The organism is Acinetobacter sp. FB (assembly GCF_056033405.1).
This window is the reverse complement of record NZ_CM148502.1, coordinates 3,401,373-3,425,839: the sequence shown is the minus strand read 5'-3', so window position 1 is coordinate 3,425,839 and position 24,467 is coordinate 3,401,373. Positions and strand designations below refer to the sequence as shown.

Genomic DNA, 24,467 nt, shown 5'->3' with positions numbered 1-24,467 from the left:
GATCTGTTTTTTTAATGTATAGTCTATTCTTATATTTTAAATAATAGGGCATCCAAATTTTTATTAGATGCCCTATATGATGTATTAAGGTTGCGGTTGTTTTTTGTTGTGGCGTAATGATAAATAAGCAGTAATACTTAATACCAATACGATGAAGCCTAATGAGATCCAGATTGGCATATGGAATACATCAAGCAATAACATCTTCGCACCAATAAACAATAAGATAATGCCTAAACCATAAGGTAAATAATGTAATTTAGATGCAGCGCCAGCAAGTAAGAAGAACATTGCACGTAAACCCAAAATCGCCATTAAGTTTGCTGTTAATACAATGAACGGGTCACTGGTTACCGCGAAAATTGCAGGGATAGAGTCGACCGCGAAAATAACATCAGATGCTTCAACTAAGATTAAAACTAAAAATAAAGGTGTTGCCCACAACACGCCATTTTGACGGACGAAAAATTTATTACCTTCAAGTTGAGGGGTAATACGCATGTGTTTGCGTAACCATTTCAGTAATTTAATATCTTCAATATTGGTTTCTTCATCTTGACCTTTCAAGAATTTAAAACCTGTATACACAAGGAATGCACCGAAAATATAAAGTACCCAAGAAAACTCTTGTACGAACCAAGCCCCAATAAAGATAAAGATGGTTCTTAAAACAATCGCACCTAATACACCATAAAGTAAGATTTTACGTTGCAATGCAGGTGGAATTGCAAATGCTGCGAAGATCATCAACCAAACGAAGACGTTATCGATTGCCAGTGATTTTTCCAGTAGATAACCTGCGAAGTATTCCATGGTTTTTTGATTCGCAAGGGTGAGCCCTACTGTTTGCTGTAGATAGAGCCACAAACCCCCACCAAATAGCGTTGCTACAGTGACCCAAGCAATACTCCAGTAAGCGGCTTGCTTGATTGGAACATCTTGGTTTTGTTTTTGTTTAAAGCCTAAAAAATCGACCAAAAGCATGACTGTGACAAGGCCGAAGAATACTACATACAGCCATAGATTACCGATAGTTTCCATCACAACTCCCTATCTAGCAACTGGGCATAAAAAAACCTTGACCAGTTGCCAGATGAATAAATACATCTGTTTCAACATGATCAAGGTCTTGCCTACATCACAAAGCGATTGTGATGCTCAGAGTCCGACTTTTTGCAAAGTGTAATGACGAAGCTCTGACACCTAAGTATTTAAACTACACTACCTAGGTTTGGAGGAGGCTACTCCCCTTGTCAAACTAATTCTGTATGGATGGTGACATCCAAAGTAGGTATAGCATTACATAATTTACGCATTAGCGCAAATTTTGTGTGAATAAATTTTCAACAATATTTTATGATGCAGACAGAATAGAGCTTTCATTCCCACGAGTTGGGCTAAAATTTACAGGCTTTTGATGCCTTGAGAAGAAGATATGAGTGTTGAACATCATCAAATTAAAAGATTAAAGTTATTTGCACCCCGAGATCCAGAAGAACAGTATCGTGTAGCTACGCCTTTAGAACTTTTATTTGATCTCATCTTCGTGGTTGCGATCGCAACGGCAGGTCAGCAACTCCATCATGCGATGATCGAAGGCTATCTTTGGCATGCTTTGCCTACCTACTTTATGGTGTTTTTTGCATTATGGTGGGCATGGATGAATTTCACTTGGTTTGCCTCCGCTTATGATAATGATGACACGTTGTATCGTTGTTTAACCTTCGTGCAAATTTTGGGTTCATTGGTGATGGCGGCGGGGATTCCCGCAGTGTTTCAGCAGCATGATTTCGATGTGATTATTATTGGCTACATCATCATGCGCTTGGCCTTAGTCACCCAGTGGATACGCGTGGCAAAATATGACCCTGAACGAAGAGTAACAGCATATCGTTATGCAATCGGAATTGTCTTGGTTCAACTTGCATGGTTAATTGGTAATTTTAGTTCGATTCAACTGACTCCACTGATGTTCTTATGCTTAGTCGGCTTAGAACTGGCTGTTCCTTTTTATGCTGAAAGACATACTGCTACGCCATGGCATCCCCATCATATTGTGGAGCGTTATGCATTATTGACCATCATTGTACTGGGTGAGTCGATTATTGGTAGCTTCGCAGCCATACAAGATGCTTTTTCTAATCATGTTTTAAATCTAGAAGAAATTTTCCTAATAGTCGGTGGACTATTAATGATGTTTGCGATGTGGTGGGTCTATTTTGATCGAAGTCATCACCATCATCAACGTCGAGGTGTGCAACCTTTTTTATGGGGATATGGGCATTTCTTTATTTTTATTAGTATCGCAGCTCTCGGTGCGGCCTTAGCGGCCGCTGTTGACGTGTCGACACAACATGCGCATATTTCTAGCCAAATGATGGGTTTAGTGATAGCGACTTGTTTGGCTGTTTATAGCACCTATCTTTGGTTATTTTATGAAGCTTTTTATTTACGCGGCTGGCGTCGTTGGGTTTATCCAATGACCATTTTAATTTTATTCTGTATCCCTTTACTATTTACTCAGATTGGATACAGCGTCTTTGCGATGGCTGTAATTTATGTCTTCAGACTCATTTTTTCAAAGACGTATTTAATGAATTGTGTTGATGAGCCTATTCATTCAAGCCATTCTCCTCATTAAGTTTCATAAGCTGATCGTTCCTCCAAATAAGCTATGGCAGCACTGCTGTAGCTTGCGCTGAGTGAAAGACATTTAAAATTTCTGCACGTAAAAACTGATGTCTTGCATTGTGTTTGACATGCTCATGCCAATACATACCCATATTGATTTTGGGTAATTCAATCGGAAGTGCATGAATCTGTAAATCTTTTGAATAGTGTAGATGTTTCAGAATACTTTGAGGGATAGTCAGTATTGCATTTGGGTGCTGCGCTAAGACCTGTAAAGCTGTTGAATAGTGCTGACAGCGTAAAAAAATTTGCCGAGACAATTGTTGTCGATTTAGATAAATATCCTCTAATAATAACCCTGTACGCCGTGATGACACACCAATATGCGGTGAAGATAAATAGAGTGATAAATCCATTTTAGTTTGCTGTGTGCAGACCACAAAATAATCTTCAATCAGGTTTTCAAACTGTAAATGAGCTTGATACGGTTGTACTAAGTCAATTACAAAATCGATTTGTTGTGCAGACAAATCAGCCAACATATTTTTACGATCAAGTTTAGAACTAAAAAACTGAATATTCAGGTTTTGCTTGGCAAAGTGATTGATCAATTGAGGAAAAATAATGGGTTCGATTTCATCATGAATCGCGATTTTTATACTTTGTAGCATGTTTGGCATAAAATCTTGCTGAGGCATAGCGATTTTTTGAATACTCAATAAAGCCGTTTGAATCGGCTGATAAATCTGCTCAGCATAAGGCGTAGGCAGCATTTTTTGCCCGCTTCGAACAAATAAGTCATCTCCCAGTTGCGTGCGTAAACGCTGCAAGGCGTGGCTGACCGCAGATTGGCTGATACACAACAATTGGGCAGCTTTGGAAATGCTCTTTTGCTCAAAAATCGCAATAAACAGCGGATATAAATTAATATCAATCCGATGAAAGTGAGCCACTTCCAATGGGTTAGTATTATGAATCTGATTCATAGTTTTGAATAAAATAAAATCATTTCATTCATAATAAATTTTCGCTTATGGTGATGTAAAGCAGCGAATCGAGCTTCGCCAAATTTTTACTTTGAGGGAAATGATGATGTTTGCATTATCTGAACGCGCACAGGATTTTATTACACGAACGCAAGCCTTTATTCAACAAGAAATAGAACCGATTGAAAAGGCATTTTGGGATGAAGTCCATCATCTCAATGTGGATGGTGACTGGACCAAGTGGCAGTGGCCAGAACAATTACAACAATTGAAAGATAAGGCTAAAGCGGCTGGCTTATGGAATATGTTTTTGCCCGATGCGGAATTGGGTGCTGGTTTATCGGTTCAGGAATATGCGCATATTGCCGAACTGACTGGACGTAGCTTACTTGCACCAACCGTATTTAACTGTAATGCACCAGATAGCGGCAATATGGAAGTATTGTGGCGCTATGGCAGTGAAGTGCAAAAACAGCAATGGTTGCAACCTTTGCTTGCAGGAGAAATCCGTTCAGTGTTCTGTATGACTGAACCCGCCGTGGCTTCCAGTGATGCTACTAATATGCAGGCCACGGCGGTGATTGAGGGTGATGAAATTGTACTGAATGGCCGCAAATGGTGGTCATCGGGCTTGGGCGATCCCAATGCCAAAGTGATTATTTTCATGGCTTATACCCCAGACCCGAATAAAGACCGTCATCATCAGCATTCGATGGTATTGGTACCGATTGATACGCAAGGTGTGAGCATTGAAAGAATGTTGCCTGTGTTTGGTGATTACGATGCACCGCATGGGCATGGACAAGTCAATTTTGACCATGTGCGTGTACCTGTGAGCAACTTTATTGGTGGTGCAGGTCAAGGATTTGAAATTGCTCAAGGGCGCTTAGGGCCTGGTCGTATTCACCACTGTATGCGTTGTATTGGCGCAGCGGAAAAAGCTTTGGAACTGATGATTGATCGTGGTATGTCCCGTAAAGCCTTTGGTAAAGAAATCCTTAAACTGGGCGGCAATTTAGAGCGTGTCGCGGAAGCACGTGTGCAGATCGATCAAGCGCGCTTATTAACGCTGTATGCTGCTTATAAGATGGATACCTTAGGTAATATGGCAGCACTCACCGAAATTTCTGCAATCAAAGTCGTTGCACCGACTGTATTGCAAAACGTCGTTGATATGGCGATTCAGATTCATGGTGGTGAAGGCGTTTCCCGCGATACCCCACTGACAGCCTTTTTCAATCAAGCGCGTAGTTTACGTTTGGCCGATGGACCTGATGAAGTCCATAAAGGCATGATTGCCAAATTAGAACTGAAAAAACGTGGCTATGCTCGTTGATAAGGAAAATACAATAATGACAATGATTGATATCGGTGGACAAGTTCGTCGCGGTGAAGAACTGGATATTGCAGCGGTTGAAAGCTGGTTAAAAAACCAAGGTGTAGATCTGCAAGGACAGGCTCAAGTGACCCAATATTCAGGTGGTGCATCGAATTGGACCTATCGGCTGCAGTATGACAATTCAGACCTGATCTTGCGTCGTCCGCCTAAAGGGACCAAAGCCAAATCAGCGCATGATATGGCACGTGAATACAATGTGCAGAAGCATCTTGCGCCGTTCTACCCTGTATTACCTGAGATGGTCGCATTGTGTCAGGATGAGAGCGTGATGGGATGTGACTTCTATGTCATGAAACGGATTGAGGGCATTATTCCACGTGCCAATTTACCTAAAGATTTACAGTTGGATGCGCAGCAAATACGGCAGTTGTGTTTGAATGTTCTGGATAAATTGATTGAACTACATCAAGTGCCTTATCAAGGCACAGAGTTAGAAAAATTGGGCAAAGGCGAAGGCTATTGCCGCCGTCAGGTCGAAGGTTGGGATGCGCGTTTTAGTAAAGCACTGACACCAAATGTGCCTGATTTTGCCTTTGTCCGTGAATGGCTCCAGCAACACATTCCTGCCGATGCTAAAACCTGCGTGATTCATAATGACTGGCGTTTTGATAATGTCATTTTAGATCCACAACAACCAACTCAAGTGATTGGGGTACTGGACTGGGAAATGGCAACACTGGGTGATCCGTTGATGGATTTAGGCAGTGCCCTCGCCTACTGGATCCAAGAGGATGATGATGCTTTGATGAAATCCAGCCGCCGGCAACCCACCAATTTAAAAGGCATGCTGACACGGCAACAGGTGGTGGATTATTATCTGGAAAAAACAGGTTTAAAGCCTGATAACTGGGCATTTTATGAAGTGTTCGGTTTGTTCCGTTTGGCAGTCATCGCCCAACAGATCTATTATCGTTATTACCATCAGCAAACCGATAATCCGGCCTTTAAAGATTTTTGGATCATGATTCATGCCTTACATATTCGAGCTTTAAAACTGATTGCGCAAAACTATCCGCAAGCGCAACCATTGATTGCTGAATATGGCGCAAAACTACAGGATATTTTAAAACGATGACCACAATTTATTTGGTACGACATGGGCAGGCATCTTTTGGTGCGGCAAGTTATGACCAACTATCAGCCAAAGGTGAACAGCAGGCACAGGTCGTCGGTGATTTTTTTAAACAGACCCTAAAGCAAACGCCGCTGATTGTGGCGGGTTCCATGCAACGTCATCAACAGACGGCGCAATTGGCCTTATCACAAAGCTTTCATGATGCAGCGATTCAAACTGAATCGGTATGGAATGAGTTTGATCATCAACAGGTGTTTGCACAATACGAACCGCGTTTTAATCAACCTGAATTGCTGAAACAAGATGTTGAATTGATGGCCAATCCACGTGCTTATCTGGCCAAAATCTTTGATGGTGCGATTGATCGCTGGATTGGAGAGCAATATGACCATGAATATCATGAGACCTGGTTAGGCTTTCAATCACGTGTAGAAAGTGCTTTGCACAGTTTGTGCCAGCAGATTGATGCCACGCAACCCCGTCAGGCGGTGGTATTTAGTTCTGGTGGGGTCATTTCTGTGGCTGTCGGTCAGGTATTAGGTCTGGATGCTAAACAGATTTTTGCACTGAATTGGTCGATTGCTAATGCCAGTATTACAACGTTGCGTTGGACAGATGGTCGTTTGCAATTACTCAGTTTCAATGAGCATCATTATTTGAAAGCGCGTGATGCTGAACTTTTAACATGGATTTAAAAAATAGGTGGCAGGCATGGCAAAGACGATTTTAATTACAGGGGCAAGTTCGGGCTTGGGCGCAGGTATGGCGCGTGAATTTGCTGCCAAAGGCTACAATCTAGCGCTTTGTGCACGACGTTTAGAGCGTTTAGAAGCCTTACAACAACAGTTGCAAAGCCAGTTTTCGATTCAGGTCAAGATTAAAACCCTTGATGTGACCCATTACGATGATGTGTTTACGGTTTTTAAAGCCTTTCAGCAAGAATTTGGAACGATTGACCGAATTATTGTCAATGCAGGCGTTGGTGATGGTCGCCGTATCGGTAAGGGGCATTTTGATGTGAATCGTGCGACCGCTGAAACCAATTTTATTTCGGCACTGGCACAGTGTGAAGCCGCGGTTGAAATCTTTAGAGCGCAAAATAAAGGTCATTTGGTGGTGATCTCTTCGATGAGTGCGATGCGTGGTTTACCCAAGCATTTATCGACCTATGCCGCGAGTAAAGCTGCGGTGGCGCATTTGGCGGAAGGGATTCGTGCTGAGTTGTTGAATACGCCAATTAAAGTCTCAACGATTTTCCCGGGTTATATTCGCACTGAGTTAAATGAAGGCGCGAAGAAATTACCCTTTGAAGTGGACGAGAAAACGGGAAGTAAGGCTTTGGTGAAAGCGATTGAGAAGGAACCAGTGAAGGCGTATGTACCGCAGTGGCCGTGGTTGCCAATGGGCATAGCAATGAAGATTTTGCCGTTGAAATTGGTGAATAAATTGAGTTGATTACGATTTAAAATGGATTGGAGATATCTCTAATTGGCAAGATTTCACAGCCTCATATAGGCTGAATCATTAACTCGTTTGGGTATAGGTGTTTCCTTACTTTTCAAAGATGAAAAGTAACAAAAATCTTTTGTTGAGCAGAGGGTATATCCTGAGCAATTTTTCAAAGCACTGCTTTGAAAAGCAGCGCAAGAACTGTCCAACTGGCGGCATCCATGCCGCCTTTCACGATCTGAACTAACATAACTTTGAGGAAATGTGATACTCGGAAACGTCATCTGCAACCTGCATGGTTTAAGTAAGAGACTGTTTTTGCGATATATGTTGATAAATGCAAGAAGAGGACAGGTTTTGCAGATGACAATGGTTTTGCCTACTTTTCCCGAAAGAAAAGTAGGGCGAGCCGCAGGCTGATCCACAAATTAGATAAGAATTTGCAAGACTCCGTTGGGACAATAGTTTTTCAATAAGTTAGAGCAAATGTTGAAGTTAATTATGACAAAGCCGTAATTAACTTTTGGTGTAAACCACCAAAACCGCCATTGGACATGATCACCACAGCATCGCCCTCACCTGCTTCATTCACCACACGGGCAATGATCTCATCTAGAGAACGGCTGACTTCAGCCTTGTTTGCTGATGCTGAGATCACAGGCTGTAAATCCCAATCCAAGCCCTCTGGCTGATACCAGATCACTTCATCCGCTAAACGTGCCGAATGTGCCAAACCATCTTTATGGCTGCCCATACGCATGGTATTCGAACGTGGTTCAATGATTGCCCATAGCTTACGTTCACCTAAGCGCTTACGTGCGCCGTCGAGTGTGGTTTCAATCGCAGTTGGGTGATGGGCAAAGTCATCATAGACTTCGATGCCACGCACAGTGCCTAACAGCTCCATACGGCGTTTAACACCGCCAAAGTTGGATAATGCTTCACACGCCTGTTTAAGGCTGACACCCACGTGTTGTGCAGCAGCAATGGTCGCTAAAGCATTAGCAACACTGTGCTGCCCTGTCATATTCCATTTCACTTCACCGACCACTTGGCCGTGTTCAAGCACTTTAAAGTGGCTACCATCGGCACTGATCAGTTCAGCAGATAACGCAGCTTGCTCATTTGGTTCTAGACTGGTACGAACCACAGGGGTCCAGCAGCCCTGCTCTAATACTTCATCGATATTGGTTTCAGTAATTGGCGCAATAATACGACCTTCACTTGGAATAGTACGCACCAAATGATGGAACTGTTTTTGGATTGCAGCCAGATCATCGAAAATGTCGGCGTGGTCAAATTCAAGGTTGTTGAGAATTGCGGTTTTAGGGTGATAGTGAACAAACTTAGAACGCTTATCGAAGAAGGCAGAATCATATTCATCTGCTTCTACACAGAAATATTTGCCACCACCTAAACGTGCACTTTCACTAAAACCGAGTGGTACGCCACCAATCAAGAAACCCGGATTTAAACCTGCTTGATCAAGCACCCAAGCCAGCATGGTGGTGGTGGTGGTTTTACCATGTGTACCTGCGACACCAAGCACATGTTTGCCTTGTAGCACATGATCGGCCAAGAATTGCGGGCCAGAAATATAAGGCAGGCCTTCATTCAGCATGTATTCAATCGCATCAATACCACGTTTCATGGCATTGCCGACAATCACAAGATCAGGATGCGGTTGCAAGTGGCTACGCTCATAGCCCTGCATCAATTCAATACCTGCATTTTCCAGTTGAGTCGACATTGGTGGATAAACATTGGCATCTGAACCTGTGACTTTATGTCCTAAATCTCGTGCGAGTAGAGCCAAAGACCCCATAAATGTGCCACAAATACCCAAAATATGCAGATGCATAACGCGCCTTCTCCACTGCTTTTCATACAGCACTGATATCGTATGTATGATTGTCGTTATCAATAAAAATCAAACGCAACGATAGCAAGGCTTGCATAGAAAAGATAGTCAAAATTCGTTGTTGTTGTTTACTTAAAATAATGCAGATAGATGCTAATATTTCAAGGGTTTTACTGGCATGCTATTCCCTATTGTTCAACCCTGATTTGGATAAAAGAACACGATGTTGAGCCCGACACTTTTAGCGCTATGTTTGTTGATTATTTCCAACTGTTTTATGACTATGGCATGGTATGGGCATCTGAAGATTTTACATGATGCACCGCTTTGGCAAGCAATCCTGTTTAGCTGGTGTATAGCCCTGCTGGAATATAGTTTCATGATTCCTGCGACTAAGTTATTAAATCAACAGGGTTGGAGTTTGGGGGAAATGAAGATCACCCAAGAGGTGGTTACACTCATGGTATTTGTTCCCTTTATGGTTTTTCTGTTTAAACAACCATTCAAGTTGGATTATGTCTGGGCCATGCTTTGTTTGATGGGATGTGTTTATTTTGTTTTTCGTAATCAAACTTAATTTTTCAAGAAAGTCGTTAATGCGTTCTGTGGTTGGGGATGTTTGAAAAAACCGCTATAATATTTACCAATTTATTCCTTCGTGCTTGGCGTAAGTCGAGATACTTCTCTATTTTTATCATGTTTTGGAAAAGCCAATGAATGCGGTCGCAACAGATAGCCAACCTTTAGTCGGAATTATCATGGGTTCTCAATCAGATTGGGCAACCCTTGAACATACCGCTAATATGCTCAAACAATTGGGTGTTCCTTTTGAAGCTGAGGTGGTTTCTGCGCACCGTACGCCAGATCGTTTATTTGAATATGCTGAAACAGCACGCGATCGTGGTATTCAGGTAATTATTGCCGGTGCTGGTGGCGCTGCACATTTACCTGGGATGTGTGCTGCTAAAACTGATTTGCCTGTGCTTGGCGTGCCTGTTAAATCTTCAATTTTAAATGGTGTAGATTCATTGCTTTCGATTGTACAAATGCCAGCGGGTATTGCGGTAGGTACTTTGGCTATTGGTCAGGCTGGTGCAACCAATGCGGCAATTCTTGCAGCGCAAATTCTAGGTTTAACCCGCCCAGATATTGCTAAAAATGTGGCTGATTTCCGCACAGCTCAAAAGGAAAAAGTATCGAACAATAACATTCCTGGTCAAGTATAACGGGGCCAATCATGAATAAAACCATCGGTATTTTTGGTGGTGGACAGCTTGGCCGCATGATGGCGCAAGCAGCTTTACCACTCAATATTCAATGTAGCTTTTTCGAAGCCGAAACAGACTGCCCAGCAGCTATTTTAGGTCCTGTATTTTCAAGTAAAAATCCAGAAGCACTACAAGATTTCATCGCAAGTGCCGATGTATTCAGCCTTGAATTTGAAAATACACCTGTTGCCGATGTGGATGTTTTGACCCAAACCAAAACACTACACCCTCCTCGCCTTGCCTTGGCGACGGCACAAAATCGCTTGGCAGAAAAAAGTTTGTTTGACGAACTTGATATCCCAATTGCACCGTATCGTGCTGTGGACAGCTTGGACAGCTTAAAACAAGCGGTAACTGAATTAGGACTACCTATCGTATTAAAAACCGTAACAGGCGGCTACGATGGTAAAGGTCAGTTTGTATTACGTTCTGAAGATCAAATTGATACAGCTTGGACTGAATTAGGGCCTGCAAAAAGTTTAATCGCTGAAAGCTTTGTGAAATTCAGCCGTGAAGTATCGATTATTGCGGTACGTGGTCAAGATGGTGATGTCAAAACATGGGCACTCGCCGAAAACCATCATCACAAGGGTATTCTCTCTCACTCGATTGTTCCTGCACCAAATAGCACAGATTTACAGCCAGTTGCACAAGACTATATTACTCGGTTGTTGAATCATCTTAATTATGTGGGTGTGCTTACGCTTGAATTATTCGTGACTGAACAAGGGCTTTATGCGAATGAAATGGCATGTCGTGTTCATAATTCAGGACATTGGTCGATTGAAGGTGCGATTTGCTCGCAGTTTGAAAATCATATTCGTGCAGTAGCAGGCTTGCCGCTTGGAGCAACCGATGTTGTGCGTCCAACAGTGATGATCAATATCATTGGTCAACACCCTAAATCAGAAGATGTTTTAGCACTCAAAGGTGCGCATTTACATCTTTATAATAAGTCTGAGCGTGCTGGTCGTAAGCTTGGTCATATTACTTTGATGCCAAACAATAGTGACGAATTGACTGTGTTATGCCGCCAATTAGCTCAGATTTTACCTGTGCCATTGGCATTAACAGCGGATATGAACCTCTAAACTTATCCACAATAGCTAAAAAAGCGATCTTCGGGTCGCTTTTTTATCGTCTATTATTTTAAATTTAAAGTTTTAAATTCAAAAAATGCTCGATACCAGTTTGGGTGTGCTGTGGGTAACTTTAAGATGGGCTTTTGAATTTAAAATAGTGTGAAAAATTTGAATTTAAACTATGGTGGGTTATTGAGTGTTGTGGTTTAAATTCAAAAATATGTAGTTTTTAAATTTAAAACTAAAGGTATCACTGTGTTTTGAATTTAAATTTTGAGATTGTGGATATCTATTTTCGATCTTAATTTTATGAAATGTAAGGAATAATGTGTGGGTTTAAGCTGTTTTATTAAATTGGAATGAATTTAAATGAGGTATCTATTTTTGAATTTAGAAAACATGGTCGATATGAAGTTATTTTTAAATTCAAAAATACAGATAGTGATTGCTGCTTGTTTTGAATTTAAATGAAGGGTATTGATAACTTTTAAATTTAAAACGACGGTAGAATTATGAATTTAAAAATTAGGTTTTAAATTTAAAAGACAATAAATGAATTCAAAGTTACGTTTCCAAACGATACATATTCAAACAGCATGTTAAGGTGATATGGAAATTTGAATTCAAATATTTTGGTTAAGTCATGAAACATTATTTTTCTTTTTTTCTAGGCACTGCCTTTTTTACGTTTTTTAGTCAGGCGCATGCTGAGCTTGTGATTAATGGTACAACATTTTCCTCATCCTCAACTGCCATTCAAAACACGAGTACATATACTTCAACTTCAGATTTTCAAGGCTGCTTAGCAAATTTACGCCCACAAGCAATTGCTTCTGGTGTTTCAGCATCAAGCTATGATCGTTATACGCAGAAGTTAAAACCAGATTATTCGGTCATAGACAAATTGAATTATCAACCTGAATTTTCTACTGCAATTTGGGACTATTTATCAGGTTTGGTTGATGATGAGCGTGTCCAAGCAGGTAAGCAGAAACTTGCTCAACATCGTGCTGTTTTAAATCGAGTTGAACAGGCTTATGGTGTACCGGCAGAAACTGTAGTGGCGGTGTGGGGTGTGGAAAGTAACTACGGCGATATTTCTGGTAAATATCCCTTATTGCAAGCATTAGGGACTTTAAGTTGTGAGGGACGCCGTCAAAGTTATTTCCGTGGTGAATTTTTTGCCGCGATGCGTATTTTAAAGCGCGGTGATTTAACCCAAGATCAACTTTATGGTTCTTGGGCAGGTGCATTTGGGCATACCCAGTTTATGCCATCGACTTATGAACGTTTGGCGGTAGACTTTGATGGTGATGGCCGCCGTGATTTAGTTTCAAGTACAGCAGATGCTTTGGCTTCAACTGCAAACTTTTTAAAGCAAGCAGGTTGGCAAACAGGATTGCCATGGGGCTTTGAAGTCAAAATTCCACAAGGAATGTCAATTGCAGGAGAAAGTCGTCGCAATAAAAAATCTTTGAATAGTTGGATTGCACAAGGTGTGACGCGTGCAGATGGCACAGCTTTAATTCAGGGTAATCTATCGGGAAGTACGCCTGCTGGATTGATTTCACCTGCGGGCGTAAATGGTCCAATATTTCTGGTCTTTAAAAACTTTGATGCAATTTATAGCTATAACGCTGCTGAAAGTTATGGTTTAGCGATCGCTCATTTATCTGATCGTTTGCGTGGCGGTACAGCATTTTTAACGTCTTGGCCAACGGATGATGCAGGGACTTCTCGAGCAGAGCGTCGCGAAATTCAGCAGTTTTTAGTCAAGCGAGGTTATGATATTGGTGTGGTGGATGGATTGATTGGAGACAAAAGTCGTCAAGCCATTCGCCAAGAGCAAACACGCTTAGGCTTGAATCCTACAGGTCGTGCTGGTCAACAAATTTTACGTGCATTTAGGCAAGAGCAAGCAAAACAAATGATGCAATAAGTATATTTAAATAAAATAAGGTCTGCTTAAACGCAGACCTCGTTTTATTTAGGGTGCAGCATCTAATTTTATGGCTTCTAAAATATCAAAAATTACTGCTGTGACATCTTGGCTTAAATCACGATCATTAAAAATCTCGTAAGCAGTAATGGTCACATCTGTATCGCTAGGTAGTTGTTTTTGTTCTTCTTCAATCAAGTGTTCAATCGGCAAAAGCGTTTGTTTAACTTCGAGATGTAGAACTTCATTATAAGTAAGATTCTCATCTTCAAACTCTAATTCATGTTCATTGAAATAGGGGATCAAAATAGAATGAAGATACGGACTAAGATCCTGAATATCTAAGATTTCAATATCACGAGTCTGTTCAATCGTACTGATGTGGTCATTCACTTCAATGAGGATATGATAATAACTCATGCTGATCTCCATTAAGACTAAGATGATGTTTTGACACCACAATAACATGAATAAATCAAAAGAATCGACTCATTGTTACGATCTTTTTAAAAACATCAGCTTATAGATTTCTCATATTCTTATAACAGAGACTTAACGAGAAAAGCCGAGTAGTTCCAGATCGACATCTGCGAGTTGAAAGTTCTTCGCATCTTGTTCCTTGATTCTTGGATACATCAGTGATTTTGGATCTTTGGTATGCTTTAAACCTAGTGCATGTCCAAACTCATGTGCCAGAGTGAGGCGTAAATCATCAAGTGATGAAAATTCATAAATAAAAATCTGTTTTCCATCAAATTGACCTTTATGTATGACTTGTGGTTTAAAGTTTTGATTAAATGCTGCAACAGATTCATTTAACTGTTGATGTAGCTGTTTGGATTTTTCCACTTCATTATTCAGTTGTTGAACCAACAAATTATGCTGTTCAATCTGATTCTGTAAGTCAGCAGATTGTTGTTTTAACAGTTGTTGTTGCTGTTGAAGAGTCATCATTAGACTTTTGTGAAAGCGTGAATTTTCTAATTTTTGCAACGTTTTCTGGTATTTCGCAGTATTACTTTGGTACTCAATTTTTTGCAATTCGAGTTGCGTTGCTGACTGCGCTAAATTTTCTCTTATATTTTGAAGTTGCTGATTTTGATTTAACCAGATTTGTTGCTTCTGCTCCAATAGGTATAGATTCTCTGAGCGTTTCATACTACGAACTTGACGTTGATCAAACACTAAATGAATGACTAACTCTGCTTTAGGATCGTAAACAAAATACTTTTGACCTGTATCTTTTTCCCAGATCGCAGCAGCTTGCTTAGAGAGTTCGATCATTTGTTGCGAACTTATATTTAAGCGCGGATCTAAGCTTGCGATGCGATAGTGCAGGGGATTATTGCTACGGTATGCAATCGGATTTTTGCTTGAGCTTGCTGAAATTTGAGCGAAAGCAGTTGCTGAAGCTATCATGAAAAAGCATGTAGCCAAAACAAGGGAGAACAGGTGCATAACGAAAGATAAAGATTGAAAAAGGTCGCATTTTAATCAAATTAAATTTGTAGTCAAATTACCAAAAAGCTGTTTTATACTAGTTTTAATTTCAGGTTTGGAAGAAAAAAATATCAAAATAGACGAGAATAAATGAACTTTAATATGCTATTTTTTCTATAAAATATTACACAATAGTTCAGATTACAGTGGTTTAAATTTAATCATTTTTTCCAAACTTTAAATTAAATAAGATGAAATAGAACATAATAAAATACATTCTATTTCACGTAAATAAATTTCATTTAATGCAAATAAATATATCAAATGATCAATTTTTGTCAGAAACTGACATTGTCAAATCATTTGCTGAGGAAGGGGGTGTCATTGTTCGAACAAGATCTCGGTCTGCTTCAGTTAGTGAAAGTTTTTCAAGATTTTGCTGCTGAATAATTGGATACATCAGCGATGTTGGATTATTGGTATGCTCTAGCCCAAGTGCATGGCCAAACTCATGTGCAAGCGTCAAACGTAGATCATTTTTAGATGAAAACTCGTAAATATAAATCTGTTTACCATTGAAATGCCCTTTGTGAAACAAACGTGGCTGAAATGTTTGATTAAATTGATGAGCTGATGCCACAAGCTGCTTATTATTTTGATTGAGTTTTTGAATATCTCGATTAAGTTGCTGAGTTTTTTGATTATGAATTTGAATCTCTTGTTGTAGCATAGCGGATTGTTGCTGTAATGCTTTTTGGCGTTGGCTTAATTGCTCCGCTAATTCTTTCGATGATGAACGCATTTGATTAAAACGTTGTACGTCAACATTGTACTGTTGAAATTGTGCTGTAAGCTGAGATTGTTTACTGGCAATTAAACTGGTTGTTTTTTGCACTTCATCTTTGAACTGCTGTAATTGTTGATTTTGTTGTTCCCATTGACCTTGTTGTTGTTTGAGTTGATCTAAGTTTTGAACACGCTCAGCACTGCGTTGTTGACGTTCATCAAAAACCAGATTGATCGTAAATTCTGCTTGGGGATCGTAAATAAAGTGCTGTTGACCTGTTTCTTTTTCCCAAATTTTAGCTGCTTGTTGGGTCAACTCAAGCACCTGTTGAGTATCTAAATTAAATCGTGGATCAATGTCAGCAATACGATAATGTAGTGGAGCTTTTATCAATGCATGTGAGTGGATATTGTTATTGACTGAGCTGCTTTGTGCGTAAGAGAGATTAGAAATTCCCATGCATAAACACGCAGCAAAAAAAGCGAAATGATGATGGCGCATGAGCAATCTCTCCTAAATAAAGCTTATTTTTAAGCAATCTCTAGGTTTCGTCAAAACGCTATACATTTAATAAATATAGATAAAAAGTGTGATTTTTTTCTAATAAATAAAAAATTAAATCGAATAATTTACACAATGGAAAAGAAAAATATTTGTTTGTTTTTTAATCTTAAGTCGAAAAATATCAAAGTATTAAATATAAACTGATGGAAATTTCTGAAAAAGACGGCAAAAACCACCCTATTGTTAACTTTTGTAAATATTTTTGAAAATGGGGAATTTTGTTACTTTTAAGTTAAAAATTGGTCATTTATGACATTTAAGGTCCATCGTCATTTTCTAAAATCTAATACTCATTCAGTCATAAAAGGCTATCTTGTTAATAATAAATCACGGTCAGCCTGAGTGAGACGGAAATGGTCCATCTCTTGATCTTTCATAATGGGGTACATTAAAGCTTGAGGGCTGTTTGCATGTTGTAAACCTAGGGCGTGTCCTAGTTCATGTGCTAGAGTTAATCGTAAATCGTTATCTGATTCAAACTCATAGATTAAAATTTGTTTTCCATTAAATAAGCCTTTATGAAATAAATGTGGTTGAAAGCGTTGTTTGTATTGTTTAACTGAAGCATCTAGTTGTTGATTCAGTGAATTCAGTTCATCTATTTTTTGATTTAATTGAGTAATTCTTTGATTGTATTGATTAACTTCTTGTTGCACTAACTCAATATTACTTTGTAGCTCTTGTTGTCTCTGCTGAAAATATGTCGAATTCCCAGATGAAGATTGGTTGTGTTGAGCAGAAAGCTGCTCTTGATTATATTGCTGAATTTGTTGATTGAGTTGTTGTTGTTTTAAATCTAAAAATTGCTTACTCCGCATGATTTCTTGTTCAATTTGATCTAATTGCTGTTTTTTATCTTTCCATACCTGTTGATTCGCTTCGAGTTGAGTTATATGTTCTCGGCGTTGTTCACTTTCTTGTTGGCGTTCATCGTAAATGAGATGAATTGCAAGCTGGGCATTTGGATCATAAACAAAATAATCTTGACCTGTACCATCTTTCCAAATTTGAGTTGCTTGTTGACTGATTTCTTGTACTTGTTCAATACTGAGTTTAAAACGAGGATCTACCTCAGCGATTCGATAACGCAGGCGAGTATCTATTGGATGAGTGATACGGTCAGCTAATGAATTGAATTTTAGTTGAGGGTATTTCTGAGTTTGATAACTTAACCCTAATAAGAAAATAATTAACCCTGAAAAAATTAAAAAGCGCATGATTGTATTTTCTATTCTTCTGAAAATGAGATGAATAAGTTTAAAAGAGACTTTTGATCTAAATGAATTGAACTATAACAAGAATAAGAGATATCTGGAAAATATATCAACATGTATCACATTCTGCTTTAATGCATACTCTAAAGGAATAAATAAAATAAAGATTAAGGAACAATATGCTGAAATATCTACTTAAAGCACCTGAAACCGCGTGGACGGCTAATTCTCCAGCTCAGGCAAAAGTTGAAAATTTAAAAATCAAATATTTGGGGACGGCGGGATTCATTCTTTCTGATCAACATCGTACAGTTGTGCTTGATCCTTTTATCAGTCGTCCAAACTTAACTCGAACGTTTACTCAGCCTTTATTGAGTGATTCTGAATTAGTCAGACAACATATACCAAATGCAGATGATGTATTGATTGGGCATGCTCATTATGATCACATTTTAGATGCACCTGAGGTTTGTAAACAAACAGGAGCACGTTTAATTGGATCCAAAGCGACTTTAATGTATGGACGTTCAGCAGGCTTGTCTGAATCGCAAATGCTTGAAACAAAGGGACGAGAAATAATTGATTGTGGTCAATGGCAAGTTGTTGGTTTGCCATCCATTCATGGCAAAGCCTTGTTTGGTCGTGTTCCATTGCCAGGAGATATGACCGTACCACCACCGTATCCACCAAAATTTCATCAGTTACGACATGGTTTGGTGTTGAACTGGTGGATTGATACAGGCCAGCTGCGCGTTGTTCACATTGATTCCGCCGATTTTATTGAACAAGAGTTGCAGGGCAAACAAGCTGATATCGTGTGTCTGTGTGCGATTGGGCGTAAATATCGTCCAAACTATGTCAAAGATGTGGTGCGACTACTGAAACCGAAATACATTATTCCATGTCACTGGGATAGCATGGTGACGCCGATTGATGACGTTCCTCAGTTGTTGCCAGGAGTGAATATTCCTGAGTTTATTGAAGAAATAAAAGCCTGTGGTGTAATACCTTTGTTTATGCCGATTTTGGGTGAGCTGTATTTTGAGCAATCTAAATAGCCACTTTCTATACATTGGTTTTAATTCATTGTTCGCAGTCCAACAGGGGGGTCTCCATGCCGCCTCTATAATAGTGAAAACTCATTTGAGTTTAAGTATTGATTATAAAAATTTAATGCAAAAAAACCGCGCCTGCGCGCGGTTTTTTTTAAAGAGACAAATTATTTTTTGTCATCTTTTACTTCGGTGAACTCAGCATCTACAACGCCATCGTCCGCTTTTTGTTGTTGACCCGCATCACCACCTTGGAATGCATTTGGATCAAAACCTTCTGCGCCGCCAGCACCTTGTGCTTGTTCATAAGCACGTTGAGTGATTGGCATCAAGATGTTTTGTAAAGCTTCAGTTTTCGCTTTGATGTCTTCAACATCATTTTCTTTCGTTGCTGCTTCAAGCTCAGAAACCGCAGTTGTGATCGCAGTTTTTTCATCTTCAGTAACTTTGTCACCAAGATCTTTTACTGCTTTCGTCGAGCTAGAAACGAGCGCATCTGCTTCGTTACGTGCTTTCGCTAACTCTTCAAACTTACGATCTTCTTCAGCATTCGCTTCAGCATCTTTGATCATTGCTTCGATTTCAGCATCAGACAAACCTGAGTTTGCTTTAATCTGGATTGATTGCTCTTTACCAGTGCTCTTATCTTTAGCAGATACTTTCAAGATACCGTCAGCATTGATGTCGAACGATACTTCAATTTGCGGTACACCACGTGGAGCAGGTGGGATATCGCCTAACTGGAAGTTACCCAACAATTTGTTTTGTTGAGCCATTTTACGTTCGCCTTGGAACACTGAAATGTCTACAGCAGGTTGGTTATCAGCAGCAGTCGAGAATACTTGAGATTTCTTCGCAGGAATCGTGGTGTTTTTCTCAATAATCGCTGTTAATACGCCACCCATAGTTTCGATACCAAGTGTTAACGGTGTTACGTCTAATAAAAGTACGTCAGTTTTGTCACCAGACAATACCGCACCTTGAATCGCAGCACCAATCGCAACCGCTTCGTCTGGGTTCACGTCTTTACGTGGCTCTTTACCGAAGAATTCTTGTACTTTTTGTTGTACAAGTGGCATACGAGACTGACCGCCTACCAAGATCACGTCAGAGATGTCAGACGTCGAAAGACCCGCATCTTTAAGTGCAATACGGCAAGGCTCAATCGTACGAGCAACTAAGTCAGCAACCAAACCTTCAAGTTTTGCACGTGTTACGTTGATCACTAAGTGTTTAGGACCAGTCGCATCAGCAGTGATGTATGGAAGGTTGATTTCAGTTGCATTCGAAGAAGAAAGCTCGATTTTTGCTTTTTCAGCAGCTTCTTTCAAACGTTGTAACGCAAGTGGATCATTTTTCAAGTTCACACTTTGTTCTTTCTTGAACTCTTCAACCAAGAATTCAATTAATGCGTTATCAAAGTCTTCACCACCAAGGAAAGTATCACCATTTGTTGATAACACTTCGATTTGTTGGTCGCCATCAAGGTCAGCGATTTCAATGATTGATACGTCGAATGTACCACCACCCAAGTCATACACCGCAACTTTACGGTCGCCTTCTTTTTTGTCCATACCGAACGCAAGTGCCGCAGCAGTTGGTTCGTTAATGATACGTTTAACATCAAGACCTGCAATTTTACCCGCATCTTTAGTTGCTTGACGTTGCGCATCGTTAAAGTAAGCAGGAACAGTAATCACTGCTTCAGTTACGGTTTCACCTAAATAGTCTTCTGCAGTTTTCTTCATCTTTTTCAAGATTTCAGCAGAGATCTGTTGAGGTGCTAATTTTTTATCGTTTACTTCAACCCAAGCATCGCCATTGTCTGCTTTGATGATTTTGTAAGGCACAAGACCGATGTCTTTTTGTACCGCTTGATCTTCGTAGCGACGACCGATTAAACGCTTGATTGCGAATAATGTATTTTTCGGGTTAGTTACCGCTTGACGTTTCGCACTTTGACCAACAAGGATCTCGCCATCTTTATATGCAATGATCGATGGAGTTGTACGCGCGCCTTCAGCGTTTTCAATTACTTTTACTTTATCGCCTTCAAGTACAGCAACACATGAGTTGGTAGTACCTAAGTCAATACCAATAATTTTTGCCATTGTTTGTGTTCCTCTAAAATTTTGTTGCAATGTTTTGCTTGTTATTCGATATGAGAGTCAATTGGTATTTTTCAAGCATTTTTATGAAAAAAAATCAAAAAACTCTCAGATTCGTACGCTTTTGAGCAAATAAATGCTTTGCTTAGGTAGATTATTGACCCACCATCACCATCGCTGGGCGAAGTAAACGACCATTTAAGGTGTAGCCTTTCTGTAAAACAGTACCAATTTGATTGGCTTTGGCATTCGGATCGATACCTACGGCTTGGTGTAAATCCGCATTGAAACCATTTTGGGTATCTGCTTCGACTACGCCAAACTTCTCAAGCGTGGTGAGTAGTGATTTCAAAGTCAGTTTAATCCCTTCAAGTACAGGTGTTTCTTCTTCACCCGCAGCTTGAATTGCACGTTCTAGGTTATCGACAGAATCCAATAATTCTTTCGCAAATTTTTCCAGCACAGTCTCTTTATGCTTTTCAGACTCACGTTGAATACGTTCAACACTCTTTTGTGCTTCATAAACAGCATTGGCTGTACGTGCTTTTTCGAGTTTTAAGCTTTCTTCGAGTTTGGTGATTTGAGCTTGTAAATCTTCAACGCTAAGCTCGTTTGCTTGCTCTACACCTTCAGCTTGAGTTTGTTCAGTTTGTTGCTCATTTTGAATGTCTTGAGCTTGCTCATTGTGCTCATTAGCCATTGATGATCTCCGTTGAAAAAAGTTCTTAAACATGTACAGTCCTTCTGGCGTGAATGCTCATAGGGTTAAACCCGAACTGCCACATCTTGGTCATTCATAGATAGGGATGAAGTATGGGCAACGCGACAAAATTCAAGCGTTCAGGTCGATTTAAATCTTTTAATTTTGCTGATTTAAGTAAAAATTTAAGTTTTCAATCACAAAAGCAATAAATTCTTGGGTGATTTTCGGTAAATGTTGTCTGGATGCATAAACCAAAGATAAGGTGAGGTCAGGTGCCGAAAAATCGGTAAACACCTGTTGCAAACGTTGTTGTGCAATATCCTGACGTACCAATAGCGTTGGTAACATGGCAATGCCTTCTGCTTTGAGACACATTTGATAGAGCGCAATCACATCATTACTTTTAAACGTAACATTTAATGGGTAATTCTGAGGTTGTTGATCTGTATCAAACAAGGTCCAGTATTGATTATGGGTATGATGTGCAATGCATTCATGTTGGATTAACTGGCTGGGATGCGATAGGGGAGTGTGATCTTGTAAATAATGCGGATGTGCACAAAAGATGGATTCGATTTGACAAACTGGTCGGGCAATCAGCCCATCTGCAACTTTCTGGGTAATACGCAGTGCCAGATCAACCTGAGCATCCATGAGGTCGACAGTATTCTCCGTTAAGTACACATCAAAATGAATCTGCGGATAGCGTTTCTTAAATTGTTTAATACATTCATTCACACCCAGTTGGAACAGAAACAAGCCACAGGTGAAACGAATCGTACCACTGTGCTGTTCAGGGGCAGCCAAACCTTCAAGCAACTGTTGTTGCTGTAAAATATTTTCACAATAGACCAAGGCTTTTTCACCCGCAGGAGTGAGTGAAACTTTGCGCGTGTTACGTTGGAAAAGTCGAGTAGAGAAAGTATGTTCAAGATGATCTAAATAGCGAGAGACCATTGCTTTAGAATAGTCTAAATGTTCAGCTGCTTTACTGAGATTGCCTTGCTGAGCAATACAGACAAAAACTTGAATGGCTTTTAAAGTATCCATATAAAATTCTTATTGTTGCAATTTATGCAACATTTTATCTTAATTTAGAGTGTTTATTCAGCAAGAATTGCAATTTAAAGTGTCTCTTATCAGATTGGAGACGATAACATGAATACCAAACCCTACATCATTGCTTTATCCACTTTAGCGGCAACATCAACTGCTTTTGCACAGGACTTAAAAATCCAAAACTTTTTGGCTCAACCTGAGCACTTCGGTGTGACTTCAACCTTGATTGAAGGTGATAAAGAAGTGTTATTGGTGAATGCGCAATTTTCTAAATCGGAAGCATTGCGTATTGCGGCTGATATCTTAGATAGCGGTAAAACCTTAAAAACGATTTTTGTTAGTTATGGCGACCCAGATTTCTATTTTGGTTTAGATGTATTTAAACAATACTTCCCGAATGTTCAAATTATTGCGACACCAGAGACGGTAAAACATATTCAAGATACGCAAGCGTTGAAAGTCGCGTATTGGGGGCCGAAAATGGGAGCCAATGCACCGAACAAGATTATTGTTCCGCAAGCGTATACTGCTAAAACCTTAAAACTAGAAAATGAAAATATCGAAATTAAAGGTAAAAAAGAACTGACTTATTTATGGATTCCGAGTGTCAAAGCGGTTGTGGGGGGTATTCCAGTGTCATCGGGTATTCATCTTTGGACTGCGGATACCGCAACAGCGAAAGATCGTGCAGAAGTGGTGCAGACTTTGGAAAATATCAAAGCATTAAATCCGCAAGTAGTTGTGCCTGCGCATATGAAAGCAGGCGCCGCTGAAGGTCTTGATGCAGTGAATTTTTCAATCGACTATTTAAAGCAATATGAGAAAGCGGTAAAAGCCAGTAAGAATTCAGCTGAATTAATTGCAATTATGCAAAAACAATATCCAACCTTAGGCGAGTCAAGCAGCCTAGAGTTGGGTGCTAAAGTGGTTAAAGGCGAGATGCAGTGGCCTTAAAACCCAATAAATGAATTGAAGAACCGTGATGAGAAGTCACGGTTTTTATTTTTTAAACTCCGAATTTTTAGAGATAAATTACAATGTAAGTTTGTAGTAGGGTTTGATAATGTTTTTATAAATTATAAAAAATGAAGATGATCATGCTTTTCTGATGCAATCATGATGCGAATAGAAGTAAAACTTTTGAATAGAGAATCATTTAACTGAACTTTTAAAATAATAAAAAAGTGTGAATCCTGCATTGAATTGGTTTAATAAAAATTGCAAAAACATGCTGCATAAATAACAAACGGCAACTAATCCACATCACGATACATAAAAAAATTGTGAATGATAGGCAACGCAAAGATAACTTTGCTTTTCGTCATAATGAAAGGAAATATACAATGAAAAAGTTAGCCTTAATCTCAATGGTTGTATCAGGTGTTGCATTCACAGCTGTAGGTTGTTCGACACAAGCAGGTTTGGATGCTTCTGGTTCGGCTCAAACGAGTGCAAGTCCAGCGAATGTACAAGGCGGAGTAGGCGTGCAAGCAGGAACATCTGTTGATGTTCAACCGAATGGAGCTTCAGCTGGTGTTTCGGGTTCTGTTTCTGGATCTGCTGGTGCAGATGCATCAGGACAATAAATTGGATTTAGGTTCATAGCACGATAGATTAGGATACCGATGCCAACCCCTAATTTTTACATATACTGCTATATATGATGTGTTAAACCTGATTCATGATTTAAGAATTGAAAAACGAGAGTCAAGCCTTTGATTCTCGTTTTTAGGCAATTAAATTTTTTTGCGCTCGTCTTTTCTAAAGCAAATATGAATAAACGAACAAATTATAAGACCATAAAGTGATTAGAATGTTCATCTACTATCTATTCGATAAATCAGATCAAA

Annotated in this window: 22 protein-coding genes; 12 read left to right on the top strand and 10 right to left on the bottom strand. The window is 39.6% G+C overall.

Going from position 1 to position 24,467, the window contains the following annotated elements:
- Positions 1-84: 84 nt before the first annotated feature.
- Entirely contained in the window at positions 85-1,041 is a 957-nt protein-coding gene (locus tag AC0JIQ_RS16330) for a TerC family protein (protein WP_004660524.1), read from the bottom strand.
- A gap of 394 nt (positions 1,042-1,435) precedes the next feature.
- Between AC0JIQ_RS16330 and AC0JIQ_RS16325 the strand changes: the two genes are divergently transcribed.
- Entirely contained in the window at positions 1,436-2,641 is a 1,206-nt protein-coding gene (locus tag AC0JIQ_RS16325) for a low temperature requirement protein A (protein WP_474202250.1), read from the top strand.
- A 31-nt stretch (positions 2,642-2,672) separates the two neighbouring features.
- On the opposite strand, the gene AC0JIQ_RS16320 is transcribed toward AC0JIQ_RS16325, so the two are convergent.
- Complete coding sequence (locus tag AC0JIQ_RS16320) at positions 2,673-3,617, bottom strand: LysR family transcriptional regulator (RefSeq protein WP_474202249.1); 945 nt, start codon at positions 3,615-3,617, stop codon at positions 2,673-2,675.
- A 106-nt stretch (positions 3,618-3,723) separates the two neighbouring features.
- Here AC0JIQ_RS16320 and AC0JIQ_RS16315 point away from each other — a divergent pair, with 106 nt between their 5' ends.
- The 4 genes from AC0JIQ_RS16315 to AC0JIQ_RS16300 are packed head-to-tail and all read left to right on the top strand — an operon-like array spanning position 3,724 to position 7,546.
- The gene (locus AC0JIQ_RS16315; RefSeq protein WP_474202248.1) at positions 3,724-4,953 is read left to right on the top strand and encodes an acyl-CoA dehydrogenase family protein; all 1,230 of its coding nucleotides are present in this window, start codon (positions 3,724-3,726) and stop codon (positions 4,951-4,953) included.
- A 16-nt stretch (positions 4,954-4,969) separates the two neighbouring features.
- Positions 4,970-6,091: a phosphotransferase family protein gene (locus AC0JIQ_RS16310; protein WP_474202247.1), complete on the top strand. Its 1,122-nt coding sequence runs from the start codon at positions 4,970-4,972 to the stop codon at positions 6,089-6,091.
- Entirely contained in the window at positions 6,088-6,786 is a 699-nt protein-coding gene (locus AC0JIQ_RS16305) for a histidine phosphatase family protein (RefSeq protein WP_474202246.1), read from the top strand. The genes AC0JIQ_RS16310 and AC0JIQ_RS16305 overlap by 4 nt, the downstream gene beginning before the upstream one ends.
- Before the next feature lie 16 nt (positions 6,787-6,802).
- Complete coding sequence (locus AC0JIQ_RS16300; RefSeq protein ID WP_474202245.1) at positions 6,803-7,546, top strand: SDR family oxidoreductase; 744 nt, start codon at positions 6,803-6,805, stop codon at positions 7,544-7,546.
- A 493-nt stretch (positions 7,547-8,039) separates the two neighbouring features.
- On the opposite strand, the gene mpl is transcribed toward AC0JIQ_RS16300, so the two are convergent.
- A complete protein-coding gene (gene mpl, locus AC0JIQ_RS16295) occupies positions 8,040-9,401 on the bottom strand; it encodes a UDP-N-acetylmuramate:L-alanyl-gamma-D-glutamyl-meso-diaminopimelate ligase (protein WP_474202244.1) in 1,362 nt (453 codons plus the stop codon).
- Between the two features lie 223 nt (positions 9,402-9,624).
- On the opposite strand from mpl, the gene AC0JIQ_RS16290 reads away from it, so the two are divergent.
- The 4 genes from AC0JIQ_RS16290 to AC0JIQ_RS16275 all read left to right on the top strand — a co-directional run bounded on the left by AC0JIQ_RS16290 (position 9,625) and on the right by AC0JIQ_RS16275 (position 13,690).
- Positions 9,625-9,978 carry a DMT family protein gene (locus AC0JIQ_RS16290; protein ID WP_474202243.1) on the top strand — a complete coding sequence of 118 codons (354 nt, stop codon included), beginning with the start codon at positions 9,625-9,627 and terminating at the stop codon, positions 9,976-9,978.
- 136 nt (positions 9,979-10,114) lie between these two features.
- A complete protein-coding gene (gene purE / locus AC0JIQ_RS16285) occupies positions 10,115-10,627 on the top strand; it encodes a 5-(carboxyamino)imidazole ribonucleotide mutase (protein WP_474202242.1) in 513 nt (170 codons plus the stop codon).
- Between the two features lie 11 nt (positions 10,628-10,638).
- The gene (locus tag AC0JIQ_RS16280; RefSeq protein WP_474202241.1) at positions 10,639-11,760 is read left to right on the top strand and encodes a 5-(carboxyamino)imidazole ribonucleotide synthase; all 1,122 of its coding nucleotides are present in this window, start codon (positions 10,639-10,641) and stop codon (positions 11,758-11,760) included.
- A gap of 634 nt (positions 11,761-12,394) precedes the next feature.
- Complete coding sequence (locus AC0JIQ_RS16275) at positions 12,395-13,690, top strand: lytic murein transglycosylase (protein ID WP_474202240.1); 1,296 nt, start codon at positions 12,395-12,397, stop codon at positions 13,688-13,690.
- Positions 13,691-13,738: 48 nt separating this feature from the next.
- Here the strand turns inward: AC0JIQ_RS16275 and AC0JIQ_RS16270 are convergent, their stop codons facing one another.
- The 4 genes from AC0JIQ_RS16270 to AC0JIQ_RS16255 all read right to left on the bottom strand — a co-directional run bounded on the left by AC0JIQ_RS16270 (position 13,739) and on the right by AC0JIQ_RS16255 (position 17,698).
- Complete coding sequence (locus tag AC0JIQ_RS16270; protein ID WP_152630147.1) at positions 13,739-14,122, bottom strand: hypothetical protein; 384 nt, start codon at positions 14,120-14,122, stop codon at positions 13,739-13,741.
- Between the two features lie 120 nt (positions 14,123-14,242).
- Positions 14,243-15,148 carry a matrixin family metalloprotease gene (locus AC0JIQ_RS16265; RefSeq protein ID WP_474202239.1) on the bottom strand — a complete coding sequence of 302 codons (906 nt, stop codon included), beginning with the start codon at positions 15,146-15,148 and terminating at the stop codon, positions 14,243-14,245.
- A 310-nt stretch (positions 15,149-15,458) separates the two neighbouring features.
- Positions 15,459-16,418: a matrixin family metalloprotease gene (locus tag AC0JIQ_RS16260; protein WP_474202238.1), complete on the bottom strand. Its 960-nt coding sequence runs from the start codon at positions 16,416-16,418 to the stop codon at positions 15,459-15,461.
- 371 nt (positions 16,419-16,789) lie between these two features.
- Entirely contained in the window at positions 16,790-17,698 is a 909-nt protein-coding gene (locus AC0JIQ_RS16255; protein WP_474202237.1) for a matrixin family metalloprotease, read from the bottom strand.
- A 176-nt stretch (positions 17,699-17,874) separates the two neighbouring features.
- Between AC0JIQ_RS16255 and AC0JIQ_RS16250 the strand changes: the two genes are divergently transcribed.
- Positions 17,875-18,753, top strand: coding sequence for an MBL fold metallo-hydrolase (locus tag AC0JIQ_RS16250; RefSeq protein ID WP_474202236.1), 879 nt, complete (start codon positions 17,875-17,877; stop codon positions 18,751-18,753).
- Between the two features lie 161 nt (positions 18,754-18,914).
- Here AC0JIQ_RS16250 and dnaK read toward each other — a convergent pair whose 3' ends face one another.
- The 3 genes from dnaK to AC0JIQ_RS16235 all read right to left on the bottom strand — a co-directional run bounded on the left by dnaK (position 18,915) and on the right by AC0JIQ_RS16235 (position 22,608).
- Positions 18,915-20,858 carry a molecular chaperone DnaK gene (gene dnaK / locus AC0JIQ_RS16245; RefSeq protein WP_005201812.1) on the bottom strand — a complete coding sequence of 648 codons (1,944 nt, stop codon included), beginning with the start codon at positions 20,856-20,858 and terminating at the stop codon, positions 18,915-18,917.
- Positions 20,859-21,009: 151 nt separating this feature from the next.
- Complete coding sequence (gene grpE / locus AC0JIQ_RS16240; protein WP_004803267.1) at positions 21,010-21,555, bottom strand: nucleotide exchange factor GrpE; 546 nt, start codon at positions 21,553-21,555, stop codon at positions 21,010-21,012.
- 159 nt (positions 21,556-21,714) lie between these two features.
- On the bottom strand, positions 21,715-22,608 hold the full coding sequence (locus AC0JIQ_RS16235) for a LysR family transcriptional regulator (RefSeq protein ID WP_474202235.1): 894 nt from the start codon (positions 22,606-22,608) through the stop codon (positions 21,715-21,717).
- 108 nt (positions 22,609-22,716) lie between these two features.
- Between AC0JIQ_RS16235 and AC0JIQ_RS16230 the strand changes: the two genes are divergently transcribed.
- Positions 22,717-23,571 carry an MBL fold metallo-hydrolase gene (locus tag AC0JIQ_RS16230; protein ID WP_474202234.1) on the top strand — a complete coding sequence of 285 codons (855 nt, stop codon included), beginning with the start codon at positions 22,717-22,719 and terminating at the stop codon, positions 23,569-23,571.
- 389 nt (positions 23,572-23,960) lie between these two features.
- Positions 23,961-24,203: a hypothetical protein gene (locus AC0JIQ_RS16225; protein WP_346512045.1), complete on the top strand. Its 243-nt coding sequence runs from the start codon at positions 23,961-23,963 to the stop codon at positions 24,201-24,203.
- The last annotated feature ends 264 nt before the right edge of the window (positions 24,204-24,467 follow it).

Excerpts from the sequence above, each read along its gene's own strand:
- AC0JIQ_RS16230 (WP_474202234.1), top strand. The coding sequence starts at position 22,717 with ATGAATACCAAACCCTACATCATTGCTTTATCCACTTTAGCGGCAACA.
- AC0JIQ_RS16320 (WP_474202249.1), bottom strand. The coding sequence starts at position 3,617 with ATGAATCAGATTCATAATACTAACCCATTGGAAGTGGCTCACTTTCAT.
- purE (WP_474202242.1), top strand. The coding sequence starts at position 10,115 with ATGAATGCGGTCGCAACAGATAGCCAACCTTTAGTCGGAATTATCATG.
- AC0JIQ_RS16310 (WP_474202247.1), top strand. The coding sequence starts at position 4,970 with ATGACAATGATTGATATCGGTGGACAAGTTCGTCGCGGTGAAGAACTG.
- AC0JIQ_RS16225 (WP_346512045.1), top strand. The coding sequence starts at position 23,961 with ATGAAAAAGTTAGCCTTAATCTCAATGGTTGTATCAGGTGTTGCATTC.
- AC0JIQ_RS16325 (WP_474202250.1), top strand. The coding sequence starts at position 1,436 with ATGAGTGTTGAACATCATCAAATTAAAAGATTAAAGTTATTTGCACCC.
- dnaK (WP_005201812.1), bottom strand. The coding sequence starts at position 20,858 with ATGGCAAAAATTATTGGTATTGACTTAGGTACTACCAACTCATGTGTT.
- AC0JIQ_RS16280 (WP_474202241.1), top strand. The coding sequence starts at position 10,639 with ATGAATAAAACCATCGGTATTTTTGGTGGTGGACAGCTTGGCCGCATG.
- AC0JIQ_RS16300 (WP_474202245.1), top strand. The coding sequence starts at position 6,803 with ATGGCAAAGACGATTTTAATTACAGGGGCAAGTTCGGGCTTGGGCGCA.
- AC0JIQ_RS16265 (WP_474202239.1), bottom strand. The coding sequence starts at position 15,148 with ATGCACCTGTTCTCCCTTGTTTTGGCTACATGCTTTTTCATGATAGCT.
- AC0JIQ_RS16235 (WP_474202235.1), bottom strand. The coding sequence starts at position 22,608 with ATGGATACTTTAAAAGCCATTCAAGTTTTTGTCTGTATTGCTCAGCAA.
- mpl (WP_474202244.1), bottom strand. The coding sequence starts at position 9,401 with ATGCATCTGCATATTTTGGGTATTTGTGGCACATTTATGGGGTCTTTG.
- AC0JIQ_RS16250 (WP_474202236.1), top strand. The coding sequence starts at position 17,875 with ATGCTGAAATATCTACTTAAAGCACCTGAAACCGCGTGGACGGCTAAT.
- grpE (WP_004803267.1), bottom strand. The coding sequence starts at position 21,555 with ATGGCTAATGAGCACAATGAGCAAGCTCAAGACATTCAAAATGAGCAA.
- AC0JIQ_RS16315 (WP_474202248.1), top strand. The coding sequence starts at position 3,724 with ATGTTTGCATTATCTGAACGCGCACAGGATTTTATTACACGAACGCAA.
- AC0JIQ_RS16255 (WP_474202237.1), bottom strand. The coding sequence starts at position 17,698 with ATGCGCTTTTTAATTTTTTCAGGGTTAATTATTTTCTTATTAGGGTTA.
- AC0JIQ_RS16260 (WP_474202238.1), bottom strand. The coding sequence starts at position 16,418 with ATGCGCCATCATCATTTCGCTTTTTTTGCTGCGTGTTTATGCATGGGA.
- AC0JIQ_RS16270 (WP_152630147.1), bottom strand. The coding sequence starts at position 14,122 with ATGGAGATCAGCATGAGTTATTATCATATCCTCATTGAAGTGAATGAC.
- AC0JIQ_RS16305 (WP_474202246.1), top strand. The coding sequence starts at position 6,088 with ATGACCACAATTTATTTGGTACGACATGGGCAGGCATCTTTTGGTGCG.
- AC0JIQ_RS16275 (WP_474202240.1), top strand. The coding sequence starts at position 12,395 with ATGAAACATTATTTTTCTTTTTTTCTAGGCACTGCCTTTTTTACGTTT.
- AC0JIQ_RS16330 (WP_004660524.1), bottom strand. The coding sequence starts at position 1,041 with ATGGAAACTATCGGTAATCTATGGCTGTATGTAGTATTCTTCGGCCTT.
- AC0JIQ_RS16290 (WP_474202243.1), top strand. The coding sequence starts at position 9,625 with ATGTTGAGCCCGACACTTTTAGCGCTATGTTTGTTGATTATTTCCAAC.